This is a genomic window from Chitinimonas arctica (assembly GCF_007431345.1).
GTDB lineage: Bacteria > Pseudomonadota > Gammaproteobacteria > Burkholderiales > Chitinimonadaceae > Chitinimonas > Chitinimonas arctica.
In genome coordinates, this window is the sequence record NZ_CP041730.1 from 705,795 (window position 1) to 722,282 (window position 16,488).

General features: G+C 62.0%; 14 protein-coding genes. 9 read left to right on the forward strand and 5 right to left on the reverse strand.

Annotation, left to right across the window (positions count from 1 at the left end; all coding sequences use genetic code 11):
* Window positions 1-70: 70 nt before the first annotated feature.
* On the reverse strand, window positions 71-781 hold the full coding sequence (locus FNU76_RS03245; protein WP_179958326.1) for a substrate-binding periplasmic protein: 711 nt from the start codon (window positions 779-781) through the stop codon (window positions 71-73).
* A 154-nt stretch (window positions 782-935) separates the two neighbouring features.
* Between FNU76_RS03245 and FNU76_RS03250 the strand changes: the two genes are divergently transcribed.
* On the forward strand, window positions 936-1,775 hold the full coding sequence (locus tag FNU76_RS03250) for a hypothetical protein (RefSeq protein WP_143856376.1): 840 nt from the start codon (window positions 936-938) through the stop codon (window positions 1,773-1,775).
* Between the two features lie 73 nt (window positions 1,776-1,848).
* Here the strand turns inward: FNU76_RS03250 and FNU76_RS03255 are convergent, their stop codons facing one another.
* The 4 genes from FNU76_RS03255 to FNU76_RS03270 form a co-directional block, all read right to left on the reverse strand.
* Window positions 1,849-4,062: a M12 family metallo-peptidase gene (locus tag FNU76_RS03255; protein WP_179958327.1), complete on the reverse strand. Its 2,214-nt coding sequence runs from the start codon at window positions 4,060-4,062 to the stop codon at window positions 1,849-1,851.
* Window positions 4,063-4,525: 463 nt separating this feature from the next.
* Window positions 4,526-4,918 carry a VOC family protein gene (locus FNU76_RS03260; RefSeq protein ID WP_143856378.1) on the reverse strand — a complete coding sequence of 131 codons (393 nt, stop codon included), beginning with the start codon at window positions 4,916-4,918 and terminating at the stop codon, window positions 4,526-4,528.
* A 24-nt stretch (window positions 4,919-4,942) separates the two neighbouring features.
* On the reverse strand, window positions 4,943-5,647 hold the full coding sequence (locus FNU76_RS03265; protein ID WP_143856379.1) for a glutathione S-transferase N-terminal domain-containing protein: 705 nt from the start codon (window positions 5,645-5,647) through the stop codon (window positions 4,943-4,945).
* Between the two features lie 133 nt (window positions 5,648-5,780).
* Entirely contained in the window at window positions 5,781-6,626 is an 846-nt protein-coding gene (locus tag FNU76_RS03270) for a substrate-binding periplasmic protein (protein WP_143856380.1), read from the reverse strand.
* Between the two features lie 283 nt (window positions 6,627-6,909).
* Between FNU76_RS03270 and FNU76_RS03275 the strand changes: the two genes are divergently transcribed.
* From FNU76_RS03275 to phnF, 8 genes are all read left to right on the forward strand, one after another.
* Window positions 6,910-8,649: an alkaline phosphatase family protein gene (locus tag FNU76_RS03275; protein WP_223879206.1), complete on the forward strand. Its 1,740-nt coding sequence runs from the start codon at window positions 6,910-6,912 to the stop codon at window positions 8,647-8,649.
* 119 nt (window positions 8,650-8,768) lie between these two features.
* Window positions 8,769-9,791, forward strand: coding sequence for a putative 2-aminoethylphosphonate ABC transporter substrate-binding protein (locus FNU76_RS03280; RefSeq protein ID WP_143856382.1), 1,023 nt, complete (start codon window positions 8,769-8,771; stop codon window positions 9,789-9,791).
* 15 nt (window positions 9,792-9,806) lie between these two features.
* On the forward strand, window positions 9,807-10,919 hold the full coding sequence (locus FNU76_RS03285) for a putative 2-aminoethylphosphonate ABC transporter ATP-binding protein (RefSeq protein WP_143856383.1): 1,113 nt from the start codon (window positions 9,807-9,809) through the stop codon (window positions 10,917-10,919).
* Window positions 10,916-12,628, forward strand: coding sequence for a putative 2-aminoethylphosphonate ABC transporter permease subunit (locus FNU76_RS03290; RefSeq protein WP_223879207.1), 1,713 nt, complete (start codon window positions 10,916-10,918; stop codon window positions 12,626-12,628). The genes FNU76_RS03285 and FNU76_RS03290 overlap by 4 nt, the downstream gene beginning before the upstream one ends.
* 38 nt (window positions 12,629-12,666) lie before the next feature.
* Window positions 12,667-13,767: a 2-aminoethylphosphonate--pyruvate transaminase gene (locus tag FNU76_RS03295; protein WP_143856384.1), complete on the forward strand. Its 1,101-nt coding sequence runs from the start codon at window positions 12,667-12,669 to the stop codon at window positions 13,765-13,767.
* A gap of 25 nt (window positions 13,768-13,792) precedes the next feature.
* The gene (gene phnX, locus FNU76_RS03300) at window positions 13,793-14,635 is read left to right on the forward strand and encodes a phosphonoacetaldehyde hydrolase (protein ID WP_143856385.1); all 843 of its coding nucleotides are present in this window, start codon (window positions 13,793-13,795) and stop codon (window positions 14,633-14,635) included.
* Window positions 14,632-15,738, forward strand: coding sequence for a TIGR03364 family FAD-dependent oxidoreductase (locus tag FNU76_RS03305; RefSeq protein WP_143856386.1), 1,107 nt, complete (start codon window positions 14,632-14,634; stop codon window positions 15,736-15,738). Before phnX ends, FNU76_RS03305 begins: the two co-directional genes overlap by 4 nt.
* Entirely contained in the window at window positions 15,731-16,483 is a 753-nt protein-coding gene (phnF, locus tag FNU76_RS03310; protein ID WP_143856387.1) for a phosphonate metabolism transcriptional regulator PhnF, read from the forward strand. The genes FNU76_RS03305 and phnF overlap by 8 nt, the downstream gene beginning before the upstream one ends.
* Window positions 16,484-16,488: the final 5 nt, after the last annotated feature.

Consider the following 16,488-nt stretch of genomic DNA (forward strand, 5'->3'; position numbering starts at 1 on the left):
ATAGGTGAATGATTTTTCGTGACCTATTTTTTAGCCAAACGCCATTTTTTCCGCACTGCAGTCAAATTGCTTACCTCGCCACTTTGAAATACTCCTCATACCGCCCCGATTCACGCAGCTTCTTCAGCCCGCGATTGAAGCGCAGCAGCAGTTTGGCATTGTCCGGATTGGCCTTGGACAAGATCAGGAAATAGCTGACCACGTTGTAAACCTTGGGGTGATGGGTGATCAGATCGAACTCCGCTGTCACGAAATTCTTTTGCAGCAGGGCATAACCCACGTTCAGATCGGAAGGAAAGATATCAAAGCGCCCAGCCAGCAATTTGCGGAAGTTTTCCACGTCGGAGTTGGCCCGCTCCACCTTGATCCTGGGATTTCGCTCGAACGCATAGTCGTAGCCATTGGTACCACCCACGCGCAGGTTGATCAGGTCGTCGTAGGTCTTCCAATCGACCGGGTTGCTTTTCAAATGGAAGAAAACCGACTTGCCTTCGAATACGGCATCGCTGAAGAAAAATTTCTCGGCCCTGTCCGGCTCAAAGGTCCACACCACCGAGCCGTGGTATTTGCCGCTTTCCGCCTCGGCATAGGCCCGGCGCCAAGGCCGGAACACATAGCGTACCGTCACCCCCTCAAGGGCGAAGGCGTCCGTGACGATATGCGAGGCAATGCCGTAATTCGGCTCGTATTCCGATAGATAGGGTGGCCATTCCCCATTGGTCAGCGTGACTTCTTCCCCCCTCGCCCACAGCGGCAGTAGAAAAGCCAACAGCCACGTCACGATGCTTCTCATCCAGGCACCTGCTCAAACATGGGAGATATCGATCCAGCATAGCACCCGGTTGGCCGCCGCGCGTCCGGCCGAGCGGCTGCTATGCTGTGCCGGCAGGGCCAACAAGCGCATCAGCGCGAGTCATTTATTCGGAGGAAAACCCATGTTCAACAGTACTGTCCTGGAAGTCGGCATAGGCTTGATATTCTGCTTCTGCGCCGTCAGCCTTATCGTCAGCTCCATCAATGAAACCCTGGCGTCCATGTTGCAGCTGCGCAGCAGCCAGTTGCTGGAGGGGGTCAAGGACTTGCTGAACGACCCCAAGGCCACGGGTGTCGTGCTCGACCTTTACAACCATGCCTTGGTCAATCCGCGCGGCTCGGCCGGCATGGCCACCAGTACGGCGGAATTGTGCGGCAAACCCTCTTACATTCCCTCCAAGCATTTCGCCCTGGCGCTGATAGACGTGCTGCAAAACCGGGGGCAGACCAAGCAGAGCCTGGCGGTGGCGATCGATGCCATCAGCGATGCGCAACTGAAGCAGATGATGCAGGGCATGTACGATCGCGCGGCCGGCGATATCGAGGCGTTCGAGCAGAGCCTGTCCAACTGGTTCGACAATGGCATGGCGAGGGTGGCCGGTGCGTACAAGCGGCGCATGCAATTATGGACGCTGATCTTTGGATTCACCGTTGCCGTGCTATTCAATATCGACACGGTGCACCTGTTCCAAAGCCTCTGGGTCCATCCGGGGATGGTGCAAAGCCTGTCCAGCAGCAATGCCGCCAATGTCGAGCAGGCGATGTCGGCACTCAATCAGCTGCCGATAGGATGGAACCGGGCACCCACCGAGTACAGCGCCGGACAATTGCTGGCCTTCCTGCCCGGCTGGCTGCTCACTGCCCTTTCCACCCTGTTCGGTGCACCGTTTTGGTTCGACCTGCTGCAAAAAGCCAGCAATCTGCGAGGTTCGGGACCGAATACCGCGGCTACGCCGGTCTAGGCCCCCTATAAGAAAAGGCACCTCGCGAGGTGCCTTTTCACAGCCAGGTGGGACGGATGTCCCCCCGCTGAAGTCACTTGCCGTGTACCTGGAACAGGTCGCTGCCTGCCGCATCGATGGCTCGGGTCTGCGGATTGTTGTCCAGCCGCTGCCAGCCTGGGCAGTAGTTGCCCGAGCAAGGCACGTTGGTATAGCGCCAGATCCAGCCGTCATTGTGCAGTTGATACAGGCCGCCAATAGCCGAAACGATAGCGGTGGTCTTCGGGTTGTTGTCCAGACGCTGCCAGCCCGGGCAGGAGTTGCCGGTGCAAGGCGTGCCGGTATAGCGCCAGATCCAGCCGTCGTTATGCAGTTGAAAGAGTGACCAGCCGGCTGCGGTGATGGCGGTGGTCTTCGGGTTGTTGTCCAGCCGCTGCCAGCCCGGGCAGGTGCCGCCCGAACAAGGTGCACCCGTGTGGTGCCAGATCCAACCATCGTTGTGCAGCTGGAACAGGCCTCCACTTGAAGCGACGATGGATTTGGTCTTGGCATTATTGTCCAGCAACTGCCAGCCGGGGCAGGATCCGCCGCTGCAAGGCGTACCGGTGTAGCGCCAGATCAAACCGTTGTTGTGCAGTTGGTAGAGCCTGCCGCCGGCTGCCGTGATGGAGCTGGTACGCGAATTGTTGTCCAGCATTTGCCAGCCTGGGCAACTACCGCCCGAGCACGGTACACCGGTATAGCGCCAGATGCGGCCATCGGTATGCAGTTGGTACAGATTGCTGCCTTCCGCCGCGATTGCGATGGTCTTGGTGTTGATGTCCAACAGTTGCCAGCCTGGGCAGGATATGCCGCTGCAAGGCGTGCCGGTATAGCGCCAGATACGGCCATCGTTATGCAACTGGTAGAGTACGCCCCCGCCGCCTGCCGCCACACTGACGGTACGGGTGTTGTTGTCCAGCTTTTGCCAGCCTGGGCAGGAATCACCGCTGCAAGGTGTGCCGGTGTAGCGCCAGATGGCGCCGCTGGGATTGCGGAAGGTGGAAACCTGCGGGCCGGTGGTGCCCAGGACGCGGGCATTATTCGCCTGATCCGCATTGCCCATCGCCACGCCGCCATACTTCACGTCGGGATTGGACCAGTACGGCAGACGCGGGCAGCTGGGTGAGCAGTCATAGGCCATGACCGTGCGCCAGGAAGGCCCCTGGAAACCGTGGCCATAGGAGAACGGCGTGGTACTGGAGTCGGCGGCGATATTGTGCCGGGCGCCTTGCAAGTGGCCGATCTCGTGACCGAAGGAGTAGTAGCCGGTCGCGCAGCTGTAATGCACCGCGGCAAAGGCACTGGTGGGGGTGGCCCAGATCGCGTCGGCCATGCCGCAATAATCGGTCTGGTTGACGATCAGCACCACCACATCGGCGCCGTAGATGTTGCGCAGGGTATGGAGGTTATCCATATTGCCGTCAGCGGTCCCCGCCAGCTGCGAGACGATGGTGTCGTAGCTCTTGCCGGCTTCCGTGTAAGCCACCTTGACCCGATGGACCAATTGCAGCCGGGTTTTCACCTTGCTGTTCTGGTAGCTGGCATTGGTTTCGTCCACGGCCAGCTGGATCATGGCCAAGGTATTGGCGGCGCCGCCCTTGGCGGTTTCCACCGAGCCGGTGTAAGCCACCAGTACCTTGGTGACCGGACCGATCGAAGCGAGCGTGCTGTCGAGCGTGGCGCTATCGGCCACGGCCAGATCGCCACCGGTGGCATCAGCCCGGCTTAGCGGCTGGTTTGCCGGCCTGGCTTGAAGCTCCTTCTGCTTGAAGCTGGGCGGCTCATCGGGGGGGAACTGCGACTCGTCCACCTCGACCAGGGCATGCACGCCTGCACCCATGGACTCGATGCGGAACAGCTGGCTACCACGGCGAATGGTTCCTTCCACTGCGTCGCCATGTACCGACAGCATGGCGTCGCCAGGCTGATCGGCCAATTGGCCGCGCCAGGAGAAGTCATTCTCGCCGCGCTGCGTCAGGCTGGTCCGGGTGGCGCTGCTGGGTTGGCCACGCAAGTCCAGATCAAGCCGCTGGTCTTGCTTGAGCGCGTCCAGGTTGATACGGATAGCGGTGAACTGCTTTGTGGTCTTGCGTGCCTTGATTTGCTCGGCCAGGCGCTGTTGTTCCGGGTGCATTTCGGCATTCACCGACTGCGGCAGGGGTATGAACAATTGCGCGGCAAATGCCGATATGGGTAATACCAGGGTCAGCATCAGCAATTGCAGACACCTGCCCAGCCATTGCCGGGGGTTTAATTGCGAGAACATAAAAATCCTCCTTGAATAATACCTGACAGCAGGCAAAACGATAGCGCCGGTCATTTATCGATTAAATGAACGTCCTGACGAATTGACCATCGTTTTATTTGAAAGCCGGGTTCAAGCGAACTCAGGCTTATCGAGCGCCGGTTTGGAAAGAAAGCTACCTTCGCGATCGATGAACGGCTTTTTAGAGTAATCGACCTAGGCTTGCATCCCTCATCTGGAGGAAAAGTTCCGGCTATCCTTACGAACGGTATTTTTGCCCAATGGAGGCAATCGCGAGAGGCGTGGCTGTGTATTACGCATGGATGCCGGCAAACCCTGATTCAATAAGCGACGGCGGTTTTTCCGCAGCATGCCTGCAAGTAGAAATTGAGAGAAAAAGCGGGCAGCCGAGCGGTGCGCCGTCTGTCGAATCTCCCCCTCGGCGTGAACGTGAATAGTTCGCCCGCGCACCTAAATCCCCCCCTTATCGAGGGGCGGGACGAGCGTAACTTTCGATCAGCATTTCCCACTGATGCCCGTCGGGCTCGTTCCAGTAAATCATCTTGCCGCCGAAATCCGTATTGACCCGATGGTCCACCGGCCCCCGCACGCTGCTGCGATAGGTGATGCCGGCCGCCTGGATGCGGGCAAGGATGGCGTCGAATTCGTTCGGTTCGACGCGGAAGCAGAAGTGGTAAATGGGAAAGGGCTCATCGGTTTCGATGAAATCCAGGGTGAGCCCGTCATTGACATACACCGCCGAAAACGGTCCCAGGGCGGTTTCCGCCCATGGCACGCCAAGCAATTCCGCGAGGCGCCTGGCCGACGCAACTTTCGTGTGCGAGGGGACAATGGCGTGATCGAGGTAAATGGTCATGACCGGCCTCCTGGATTGTGCTGCTTAGGCCCTTTTCGGGATGGTCAAGCCACGGACCACCGCCGGACGTGCCAAAAAGGCGTCAAGCGCGCGTTGCACATGGGGAAAATCGGTAATACCCACCAACTCGCCCGCCTCGTAGAAACCAATCAGGTTACGCACCCAGGGGAAGATGGCGATATCGGCGATGCCGTATTCCGCACCCATGAGCCATTCCCTATCGGCCAAACGCCCATCGAGCACGGCCAACAGCCGCTTGGACTCGGCGACATAACGGTCGCGCGGACGCTTGTCCTCGTATTCCCGGCCGGCGAATTTATGGAAGAAGCCCAATTGGCCGAACATCGGCCCGATCCCACCCATCTGGAACATCAACCATTGCAGGGTCTCGTAACGGCCGGCGCCGTCGGCCGGCATAAAGCGGCCGGTCTTTTCGGCCAGATACACCAGGATGGCGCCGGACTCGAACAAGGCCAGCGGTTTGCCGCCGGGCCCGGCGGGATCGAGAATCGCCGGAATCTTGTTGTTGGGGTTGAGCGAAAGAAAGGCCGGCGACAGCTGGTCATTGCTGTCGAAGCTGACCAGGTGCGGCTCATAGGGCAGCCCGGTTTCTTCCAGCATGATGGAGACCTTGACGCCATTGGGCGTGGGCAAGGAATAAAGCTGCAAGCGGTCGGGATGTTGCGCAGGCCATTTCTCGGTGATGGGGAAAGCGGACAGATCGGTCATGCGGGCTCCATTTGGCAAGCGTGGCTGGCGAACGGCCACGTGCCTCTTAGGTGGAGTACAACCTTGTGTATTCCTAGCCCGCCTGGCTTTTATAAAATCAGCTCAAGGCACGAGGGTTCCTCCCGCCGAGCGTTCAAGACGCCGGCACCGGCTGGCGCGCGGGAGCCGGCACGGCAGCCTCAGCCGCGGTATCGGAATAGCGATTGATATACTTGAGCGTGAGCCGCTCGGATTCGCTCTGGCGTATTTCCGCCAGCGCCTTCCAGATTTTCCAGCTCAGCTCCGGATATTTGGCCATGAAAGGATGGCTGATCTGCAGATAATAGTCTTTGGTCACCAGCGGCGGCTGCACCTTGGTGATGGTTTGAAATTCAGGATATTTCTTCAGGGTATAGTCGCCCACCTCGGTCAGCTGGGCAAAGCCGTCAATGCGGCCGGCCAGTAGCATGCGCAAGGCGCTTTCCGATTTATCGACCACGCTGACCGCCACCCCCATCTTTTTCAAGTCCTCGACAATGGCGTAACCGCGCATGGCGGCGATTTCCAATTGCAGCCCGCTGAAGCTGCGGCCGTTCCATTCCACCGCCGAATCCTTGCGCTTGTACAAACTGTAGGATTTGGTATCGATCCGGTAAGTCCGGTCGTCCTTGCCGTCCTTCATCGGGTAGGCGCCGTTCTTCAGGCGCTCCAGCTTGAAGCTGCTGGCGAATATGCCATCCGCGGCCCCCGACTCGAGTTCCGCCAGACAACGCAGCCAGGGTTTGCGGGAGAATACGATGCGTAGGTCGGGCACCTTTTTTTCGATCAGCTTGACCATCTCCACCGAAATTCCCGGGTCATCCGGTATCAGTTCGGAAGCACCGGTGTGATCCGGCGTGTCCTTGTCTTCATAGGCAACCCGAAACTCGACTGCCTCGGCTCGTAGCAGCAACACGGAACCCAGCAGGAAGGGAATGAGCATTCTGGCGCGAGCAAACATGGCAAGCCTCCAAAGTAGGCCTGGGGTTGTAAACCCAGTATAGCGTTCCCGGCATAAAAGAAAGCGGCGTGGTAAACCGCCCTTTGGACTGCGCCATTTCCACACAAAATCAGTGACATAGCCACTGCCACACGTTTGCCATATTGCCCAGCTAGCCTGGCCGCGGCCGATCCGAACCGGACCGGTCGGCAGGGACGCGCGTCCTTGCTCCAATCGGCATCACCAAGCTGGGGGGAATGCAACAATGCAAGGAATAGGGAAGTCAATCACCCGGAGTCTGCTGTTGGCGGCTCTACTGGGGACAAGCGCCACCAGCCAGGCCGCGCCCAAGGCGGTACTGATCGGCATCGACGGCACACAATACGAAAAACTGCTGGCACTCGATCTGCCCAATATGCGCCGGCTCTATCAGACCATGGCTTATACCGGCGGGGTGCAGGGCAGCGCCAGCGAGCAAACCACGGTAAGCGGACCGGGCTGGACCACCATGCTGACCGGCGTCTGGGCCAATAAGCATGGCGTGACCTCCAATGATTCCGGCTTGGCCAATGCCCAGTTTCCCAGCGTGTTCAAGCGCATTCGCCAGGCCAAGCCGAGCGCTTATATCGCCAGCATTACCAATTGGGCCAGCATCAACCAACGCTTCCTGACACAGGATGTCGTCGGCAACGATTTCAATGCCAGCGGCCTCAGCGACCAAGCGGTGGTGGACAAAACGGTCGAGCAGATCCGCACTACCCCTGCCGACTTTATTTTCGTGGCGCTGGACGATCCGGACCATGCCGGCCATGCCAGTGGTTTTGGCGCGGCTTATAACCAGGCCATACGCGACAGCGATGCCCGTCTGGGCCAGATCCTGGCGGCGGTAGAGGCCAAACGAGCCGCGAGTGGCGACGACTGGCTGGTCCTGGTCACCACCGATCACGGCCGGGAAGCACTGCTGGGCTATAACCATGGCAGCCAGACCCGTTCCGAGAAGACCATCTTCATCGCCAGCAACCAGGCGCTGAATGCCGAGTTCAACCAGCCGGTCGGCAATGTTTCCAACCAGGGCTTCGGCGGATTGTATGGCTATGCGGCCCAGACTTCGATCGCGCCCACCATCCTGCGCCACTTGGGCATCGCCTTGCAGCCGCAATGGTTGCTGGACGGTATCCCGCTCAACGGCACCCTGGCCGTGCAGAAGCTGCTGCCGGCCAGCGGCAGCCAGGCCACCCTGAACTGGTTCGCCGCCGATGGCGGCATGGTCGAGATCCGCCGCAACGGCATCACGGTCGCCACCGTACCGGCCGCCCAGCAGGGTTGGCTGGATGGGGCTGCGATACCAGGCCAGGCCGACTATAGCCTGATCCACAATGGCACTCCGGCCGCGCTGCGGCTGAATCGCCGCCAAATCCAGGCCACCCTGGATTGGGATGCCACGCGCAGCTATTTCTTTCTCGATGACGGCAGCTACGTGCGTTACAACCAGGTACTGGACCGGGCCGACAGCGGCTATCCCGCTGCCACCAGCGACAGCAGCTGGCCAGGATTGGGCAGCTATGCCGGCAAGCTGCGGGCCGGCTTCAGCAAGGATGCCGGCGTGGCTTACTTTTTTCTCGATGACGGCCGCTATATCCGCTACAACAAGATCGCCGACCGGGTCGAGAGCGGCTATCCCAAGCCGGTCAACGATAGCACCTGGCCGGGACTGGCGGCCTATGCCGGCCAAATCCGCGCCACGCTACGCTGGAGCGGCGGTACGGTGTACTTCTTCCTGCGCGACGGCCGCTACCTGCGCTACAACCTGATCCTGGACAAGGTCGATGCCGGCTATCCCAAACCGGTGACCGATGCCAACTGGCCAGGCTTGGGCGCTTATGCCGGGCAGATTGAATCGGCCCTGAAGTGGGACGATACCCGTGCCTATTTCTTCCTTGGCGGCAAACGCTATATCCGCTACAACATCGCGCTTGACCGGGCCGAGAGCGGTTATCCCCGTGCGGTGGACCAGGCCAGCTGGCCGGGACTGCTGGTGCAGTGATACCCGGCCAGACGCTTAATCTCGCGGTCATCTAGACATCACGACCTCGTAATGCGGGCTCCTTAAAGTGGTTTGCGCCGGCCGAAACGGCTGGCCCATTCCACCCACCAGGAGTCGTCATGCAGGTTCGCCATGTCTTGAAGCCGCTCGCCGTGTTCGCCGCCCTGCTGGCGGGCGCTGCCCACGCCAATACCACGCTGACGGTCTACACCGCGCTGGAAGCCGACCAGCTGAAGGCTTACCAGACCCAGTTCGAAACGGAATACCCCGATATACGGATCAAGTGGGTGCGGGACTCCACCGGCATCATCACCGCCAAGCTGCTGGCGGAGAAGGCGGCACCGCAGGCCGACGTGGTGATGGGCGTGGCGGCCAGCTCGCTGCTGTTATTGTCGCAGCAGGGCATGCTGCAATCGTACGCACCCAAGGGATTGGAAAAACTCAGCAAGCAGTATGTGGACAATGCCAAGGAGCCGACCTGGGTCGGCATGGACGTCTGGGGCGCCACCCTCTGCTTCAACACGGTCGAAGCCGCCAAGCAAGGGATCAAGAAACCGGAATCGTGGCGCGATCTGCTCAAGCCCGAATACAAGGGCAAGATCGTGATGCCCAACCCGGCTTCCAGCGGTACGGGTTATTTCGACGTGACCGCCTGGCTGACGCTATTTGGCGAAAAAGAAGGCTGGTCCTATATGGACAAGCTGCACGACAACATCGCCCAGTACACCCATTCCGGTTCCAAACCCTGCAAGCAGGCGGCGGCCGGCGAGTTCCCCATCGGCATTTCGTTCGAATACCGCGCCGCCAAGCTGAAGGAAGGCGGCGCACCGCTGGAGTTGGTGTTTCCCAAGGAAGGCCTGGGCTGGGATGTCGAAGCCACCGCCATCATGAAAGGCGCCAAGAACCTCGATGCGGCCCGCAAGCTAGCCGACTGGTCCGCCTCCCGCTCGGCCAATATCCTGTACGAAAAGAATTTCGCCATTGTCGCCTATCCCGGCGTAGCCACGCCAAACAGCCATATCCCAGCCAATTACGAGCAACTGCTGGTCAAGCAGGACCTGGCCTGGTCGGCCAGCAACCGTGACCGCATCCTGGCCGAATGGACCCGTCGTTACGACGGCAAGTCCGAGCCGCGGAAGTAAGGTGGCGAGCCGCCCATGAATCGCCAGGACCTCCCCCTTCCGGCCGGGACGAGCGGCCAAGCGGCCGGCTGGCTCCATTGCACCGGTATTCACAAACGCTTCGGTGGCTTTCGGGCGCTGGACGGCATAGACCTGCCCATACGAAAGGGGGAGTTTCTCTGTTTGCTGGGTCCTTCCGGCTGCGGCAAGACCACCCTGCTGCGCATCCTGGCGGGCCTGGAACAACAGGATGGCGGTACCGTGCATATGGGCGGGCGCGACATCGGCCGCCTGCCGCCAGCCGCGCGCGACTATGGCATCGTGTTCCAGTCTTACGCCTTGTTCCCCAATCTGAATGTATCCGCCAATATCTCTTATGGCCTACGTACCAGTAGGCAGGCCAAAGCCAGGCGCGTGGCCGAATTACTGGATCTGGTGGGGCTGGCAGGATCGGCGCAAAAATATCCCGCCCAGCTTTCCGGTGGACAACAGCAACGGGTAGCCTTGGCGCGCGCCCTGGCCACCTCGCCCAGTCTGTTGCTGCTGGATGAACCGCTGTCCGCCCTTGATGCCCAGGTGAGAGAGCATCTGCGGGGCGAGCTGCGCACCTTGCAGCAACAGCTAGGCGTAACCACCATCATGGTCACCCATGACCAGGAAGAAGCGCTGGCGCTGGCGGATACCGTCGCCGTGATGCGGCATGGGCGCATCGAACAGCTGGGCAGCCCGGAGCGCATCTACCGCGAACCCGCCAGCCGCTTCGTCGCGGACTTCGTCGGCCGTGCCAACTGGCTGCCGCTTAGCCGCGACGCCAGCGGCGCTTTCTGCCTGGCCGGCATTCGGCTGGCGCCTGGACTGCTTGCAACAGACACCACGGCGACCACCGCTACCTTGTTCTGCCGACCCGAGGATGTCCGGATCGAGCGGTATTGGCGCCCCGGCGCCAATACCATGATGGCGGTGGTCGAGCGGGTCGATTTCCTGGGTGGCTTGCGGCGCGCCAGCCTATCGCTGTGCGCCGCGCGCAATATCACCCTGCTGGCCGATGTTGGCCCCAACGACGCCGGTTTGGCCGGCCTGGTTCCCGGTCAGCACGTCCCCCTTACCCTACCGCCGGAGCGCTTGCGGGTTTTTGTGGGACCGGCATGATGCTGCTGCCAAGCCTTGGCCTACCCCACCTATCCCGCCTGAATCCACCGCGCAGCACCGATGAAAGGCTGGCCGGCGCCCTGGTCTGGCTGCTGGCCCTGATGCTATTGGTTTTCCTGGCCTGGCCCCTGGCCTGCATCCTGGTCAAGGCGGTACAGGACAGAGCCGGCCAATTCGTCGGCATGGCCAATATGCTGGCCATGGCTGGCGAAACCCGCTTGCTGGATGCGGCCTGGAGCAGCTGTCGCCTGGCGGGGCTCACCACTATCCTGGTGCTGCCCTTGGCAATGGCTTTCGCCTTTGCGCTTACCCGTTCGCGCCTATGGGGCAAACCGTTCTGGCGGCTGGTGGCCTTGTCTCCCATGTTGGCACCCTCCCTGATGCCGGCGATTTCGCTGGTCTATCTATTCGGCAATCAGGGCCTGCTCAAGGGTTGGCTGGGTGAAACCAGCATCTACGGTCCGCTGGGTATCGTGCTGGGCGAAGCTTTTTACACCTTCCCCCATGCCTTGCTGATCCTGACCACTTCGCTTGCCATGGCGGACGCCCGTTTGTATGAGGCGGCCGAGGTTTTGGGCGCCGGCAAATTGCGGCGCCTGCTGACCATAACCCTCCCCAACTCGCGCTACGGCCTGCTCGCGGCGGCCATGGTGGTGTTCACCCTGGTGGTAACCGATTTCGGCGTGCCCAAGGTTATCGGCGGGCAGACCAATGTGCTGGCGCTGGAGGCCTACAAGCAGGTTATCGGCCAGCAGAACTTCGGCAAGGGTGCGGTGATCGGCCTGCTACTGCTGGTGCCGGCCTTGCTGAGCTGCGGGGTCGAACGATGGCTGGCGCATGGCCATGGCGCGACCACCAGCGGCCGGTCGGTCGGCTACCGCGCGCGCCGCAATCCCGCCCGCGACATCCTGCTGGGCCTGCTGTGTGCCGGTATCTGCCTGTGCCTGCTGCTGATGCTGATCACGGCCGTGGCCGCCTCGCTGATCAAGCTGTGGCCCTATGACCTCAGCCTGACGCTGATCCACTACGACTTCGACCAGGTCGATGGCGGTGGTTGGCAGGCTTTCGCCAATAGCCTCGAACTGGCGACGTGGACCGCCTTGGGTGGTGCCGGCATGGTCTTCCTGGTGGCCTACCTGCTGGAAAAAACCCCGGCGCCACGCTGGCCCGCCGCCGTAATCCGTACCCTGGCCCTGCTGCCCATGGCGGTACCCGGCCTGGTGTTGGGGCTGGGCTATATCTTTTGTTTCAACGCCCCCGGCAATCCGCTGCATGGCCTATATGGCGGCATGACCATCCTGGTCGCCGCGACCATCGCCCATTTCTACACCACCGCCCATCTCACCATCGGCACGGCCTTGCGGCAGATCGATGCGGAAATCGAAGCGGTGGCGCGCGGCCTAGGCCGGGCCTGGTGGACCAGCTGCCGCAGGGTGACGCTGCCCATCGTCCTGCCGGCCCTGCTCGATGTAGTGCGGTATCTGTTTGTCGCCGGCATGACCACGGTCAGTTGCGTGATCTTCCTCTACACCCCGGACACCGTGCTCGCCTCGATCGCCGTATTGAATATGGACGACGCCGGCGACACCGCCGCCGCCGCGGCGATGGCTAGCTTGATCGTGGCCAGTTCGCTGGCCGCCACCCTGCTGATCAATCTGCTGGGTTGGTGGCTCAAGCGCCGTACCCAGGGTTGGCGCGCCACGCCATGACACCGCAAGCACTCTCAAAACAGGATTGGACCCTCTTCATGCGCGACCCCATTTTGCTGACCCCTGGCCCCCTGAGCACCACCCTGGCGACCAAGACCGCCATGCTGCACGACTGGGGTTCCTGGGATAGCGGCTTCAATCGCTTGACGGCCGATATCTGCCGGCGCCTGGTCGCCTTGATCGATGGTGGCGAGGAATATGCCTGCGTGCCCATGCAGGGTTCCGGCACCTTCGCGGTGGAGGCGGCGATAGGCAGCCTGCTGCCCCGCGACGGTAAGCTGCTGGTACTGTGCAACGGCGCCTATGGCAAGCGCATGGCCCGGCTGGCCGAGGTCATGGGACGCGCCGTCACGATTCTGGACTTCGGCGAGACCGCTCCCGTCGATCCCGCCCGCGTTGCCCAGCGCCTGGCAAGCGATCTCGCCATCACCCATGTCGGCGTAATCTACTGCGAAACCAGCACCGGCATCCTCAATCCCCTGCGGGAAATCGCCGACGTGGTGGCCCGCGCCGGCAAGCGCCTGGTCATCGATGCGATGAGCGCCTTGGGCGCCCTGCCGCTCTCGGCTCGCGAAACGCCGTTCGATGCCGTGATCGCCAGCGCCAACAAATGCCTGGAGGGTGTCCCCGGCATGGGCTTCGTCCTGGTGCGGCGGCATAGCCTGGAGGCGGCGCAGGGCAATGCCCATTCGCTGTCGCTGGATCTGTACGACCAGTGGCGGTATCTGCAGCAAACCGGGCAATGGCGCTACACCCCGCCTACCCATGTGGTGGCGGCCCTGTCCGCCGCGCTCGATCAGTTCGATGCCGAGGGTGGCCGCCCGGCCCGCCTGGCGCGCTACCAAGCCAACTGCGACATGCTGCTGGAAGGCTTGCAGCAACTGGATTTGCAGCCTTTCCTGCCAGCCGCCATCCAGGCACCCGTCATCGTCACCGCCCACGCCCCGACTCATCCAGCGTGGCGATTCGACGCCTTCTATCAACGCGTCAAGGCCTATGGCGTGGTGCTCTATCCCGGCAAATTGACCGAGCTGGAGACCTTCCGTATCGGCTGCATAGGCGCCATAGGCCAGGCGGAAATCCAACTGGCACTGGATGCCATGGCACACGCGCTGACCGAGATGCGAATCCGTAACTAAGGCAAGCCCGCTAGAGGAGAAACCCATGCCAGCCAATCACTATCGCCACACGCGCCATTACCATGGACCGGTGCAAGCCATCATCTTCGACTGGGCCGGCACCCTGGTGGATTTCGGTTCCTTCGCCCCCACCCAGGTCTTGATCGATGCCTTCCAGGGCTTCGGCATCGCCATTTCCATGACCGAAGCGCGCGTTCCCATGGGCTTGGCGAAATGGGACCATATTGCCGCGCTGGGCCGCCTACCGGCGGTAGATGCCCGCTGGCGGGAAAAATACGGCTTCAGCATGCGGCGCGAGGACGTGGATGCGCTTTACGCCGCCTTTATGCCCTTGCAGATAGAGCGGGTGGCGCATTACTCCACGGTCATTCCCGGCGCCCTGCCGGTGCTCGCCACCTTGCGCGCGCGCGACATCAAGCTCGGCTCCTGCTCCGGCTATCCGCGTGCGGTCATGGACCGTTTATTACCGCATGCGAGGTCGCAAGGCCTGGTCGTCGATCACGCGGTCGCTACCGATGATCTAAAGCCCGGCGGCCGGCCCGGCCCGTGGATGGCCTTGGCCAACGTCATCGAACTGGGCGTAAGCGAATTGGCCGCCTGTATCAAGGTGGACGATACCGTCCCCGGCATAGAGGAAGGCTTGGCAGCCGGCATGTGGACCGTCGGCCTGTCGCTCTCCGGCAATGAAGTGGGGTTAAGCGCTAGCGAAGTGTGCGATCTGGATGCGGAGGCCTTGCAGCAATGCCGGGCTGGGGCGGTCGCCAAGTTAAGCCGGGCCGGCGCGCATTATGTGATCGACAGCATCGCCGACTTGCCGGCCGTGGTGGACGCCATCGCGCTCCGCCTCGCCCACGGAGAACGGCCATGAGCCCGCCGCGCCTGGCCGTCATCGGCGCGGGCATGCTGGGTTTGGCCCATGCCTGGGCGGCCGTGCGGCGAGGCTATGCCGTCACGGTATTCGAGCGCGACCACCAAGCCTGTGGCGCGTCGGTGCGCAATTTTGGACTGGGCTTGCTCCTGGGCCAGACCCAGGGCGAGATGCTGGAGCTGGCCCACCGCACCCGCAGCCTCTGGCTGGACCTGCTGCCGGCCCTGGGCTGCTGGCACAAGGCCCAGGGCAGCCTCATGGTGGCCCGCGACGACGCCGAATGGGCGGTCCTGCAAATCTTCCAGCAGGACCTGGGCCAGGTTTACGGCACCCGCCTGCTCGATCCCGCCCAGCTTGCCCTGCACCACGTACACGGCTTGGGCGGCTTGCGCAGCCACCACGAAATCGCCTTCGATGCCCGCCGTACCATCCCGGCGTTCGCGCGCTGGCTGGCCGAAGTACACGGTGTGCGCTTCCATTACGGCACCCAGGTCCATACCATCGCGCTGCCCGAACTGCATACCAGCCGCGGACCACACCATGCCGACCGCGTCATCGTATGCGCCGGTCACGATTTCCAGACGCTTTACCCCGGCGCCTTCGCCGATTTGGATTTGCAGCGCTGCCGACTGCAGATGCTGCGGCTGGCCAACCCCGGCATGGTGCTGGGGCCGACCCTGATGACCGGCCTCTCCACCCTGCATTACGGTGCCTTCACCCAACATCCGCCCTTGGCGGCGCCACTGGCCCGACTGCGGGAACGCCTGGCAGGCGAACAACCCGCGCTGCCGGCGAATGGCATTCATCTGATCGTCCAGCAAGTGGGTAAAAGCGGCGACCTGATCGTCGGCGACTCGCACCATTACGGCGCCGACGTCTCGCCCTTCAACAGCGAAGAGGTCGACACGCTGATTCTGGGGCTGGCCGAACAGTTGCTGGCTAGGCCCTTGCGGGTAAAGGAGCGCTGGCAGGGCGTCTATGCCAAGGGAGCCGATGCCTATGTGAATTTGCAGCCGGCACCGGACGTGCAGTGCGTCGCCATCACGGCGGGCGTGGGCATGAGCATCGGCTTGGCCCTGGCGGAACGGGTGCTGCATGCCTGATATGTCACCGCTAAGCACCACATCCCCCTGCCAGCTCGCACGCCGTTCCGGCACCGCCATCTGGCGCCAGATCGAAGAAACCCTGGCGGCGGACATCCTGGCTGGCGCCCGCACGGGACGCCTGCCCAATGAAACCGAACTGGCCGCGCATTTCGGCGTAAACCGCCACACCGTCAGACAAGCGGCCAAGGCCCTGGCCGATCGCGGCTTGGTCGAGGTGGTGCACGGTCGCGGCACCTTCGTCCGCGAAGGCATGATCGCCTACGAACTGGGCCGCCGCAGCCGCCTTGCCCACAGCCTGGCCAAGGCGCGGCGCATAGGCGTCAGCCAACTCACCGGCCAACGGGATAACGTGGCGGAGTCGGATGTCGCGGAAATGCTCGAACTGCCGCCGGACAGCCGCGTCACCCGGATCGATACCCTGGACCGGGTGGACGAACGGGTAGTGGGTGTTTGCACCCAGTATTTCCCGCTACCGCGTTTTGCCGGTTTAGCCGAGGTCTACCAGCAACTGGGTAAGACCCATCTGGCCTTGGCACACTTCGGCGTGACCGATTTCCAACGCAAGCTGAGCCGCATCAGCGCCATGCTGCCGACCCGCGAGATGGCGCAATTGCTGGGCCAAGCCGTTACACAGCCGATACTCCGTGTCGAAACCGTGTATGTCGATGCGGACGGTATCCCTATCGAATACGGAATTTCGCATTTCGATAGTGGCGCGGTGCAGTTGGTTGTCGAGCCATGAATCAT

Bases quoted from the DNA above. Each gene is read 5' to 3' on its own strand.
- FNU76_RS03250 (WP_143856376.1), top strand. From the start codon at position 936: ATGTTCAACAGTACTGTCCTGGAAGTCGGCATAGGCTTGATATTCTGC.
- FNU76_RS03255 (WP_179958327.1), bottom strand. From the start codon at position 4,062: ATGTTCTCGCAATTAAACCCCCGGCAATGGCTGGGCAGGTGTCTGCAA.
- FNU76_RS03260 (WP_143856378.1), bottom strand. From the start codon at position 4,918: ATGACCATTTACCTCGATCACGCCATTGTCCCCTCGCACACGAAAGTT.
- FNU76_RS03265 (WP_143856379.1), bottom strand. From the start codon at position 5,647: ATGACCGATCTGTCCGCTTTCCCCATCACCGAGAAATGGCCTGCGCAA.
- FNU76_RS03270 (WP_143856380.1), bottom strand. From the start codon at position 6,626: ATGTTTGCTCGCGCCAGAATGCTCATTCCCTTCCTGCTGGGTTCCGTG.
- FNU76_RS03280 (WP_143856382.1), top strand. From the start codon at position 8,769: ATGCAGGTTCGCCATGTCTTGAAGCCGCTCGCCGTGTTCGCCGCCCTG.
- FNU76_RS03285 (WP_143856383.1), top strand. From the start codon at position 9,807: ATGAATCGCCAGGACCTCCCCCTTCCGGCCGGGACGAGCGGCCAAGCG.
- FNU76_RS03290 (WP_223879207.1), top strand. From the start codon at position 10,916: ATGATGCTGCTGCCAAGCCTTGGCCTACCCCACCTATCCCGCCTGAAT.
- FNU76_RS03295 (WP_143856384.1), top strand. From the start codon at position 12,667: ATGCGCGACCCCATTTTGCTGACCCCTGGCCCCCTGAGCACCACCCTG.
- phnX (WP_143856385.1), top strand. From the start codon at position 13,793: ATGCCAGCCAATCACTATCGCCACACGCGCCATTACCATGGACCGGTG.
- FNU76_RS03305 (WP_143856386.1), top strand. From the start codon at position 14,632: ATGAGCCCGCCGCGCCTGGCCGTCATCGGCGCGGGCATGCTGGGTTTG.
- phnF (WP_143856387.1), top strand. From the start codon at position 15,731: ATGCCTGATATGTCACCGCTAAGCACCACATCCCCCTGCCAGCTCGCA.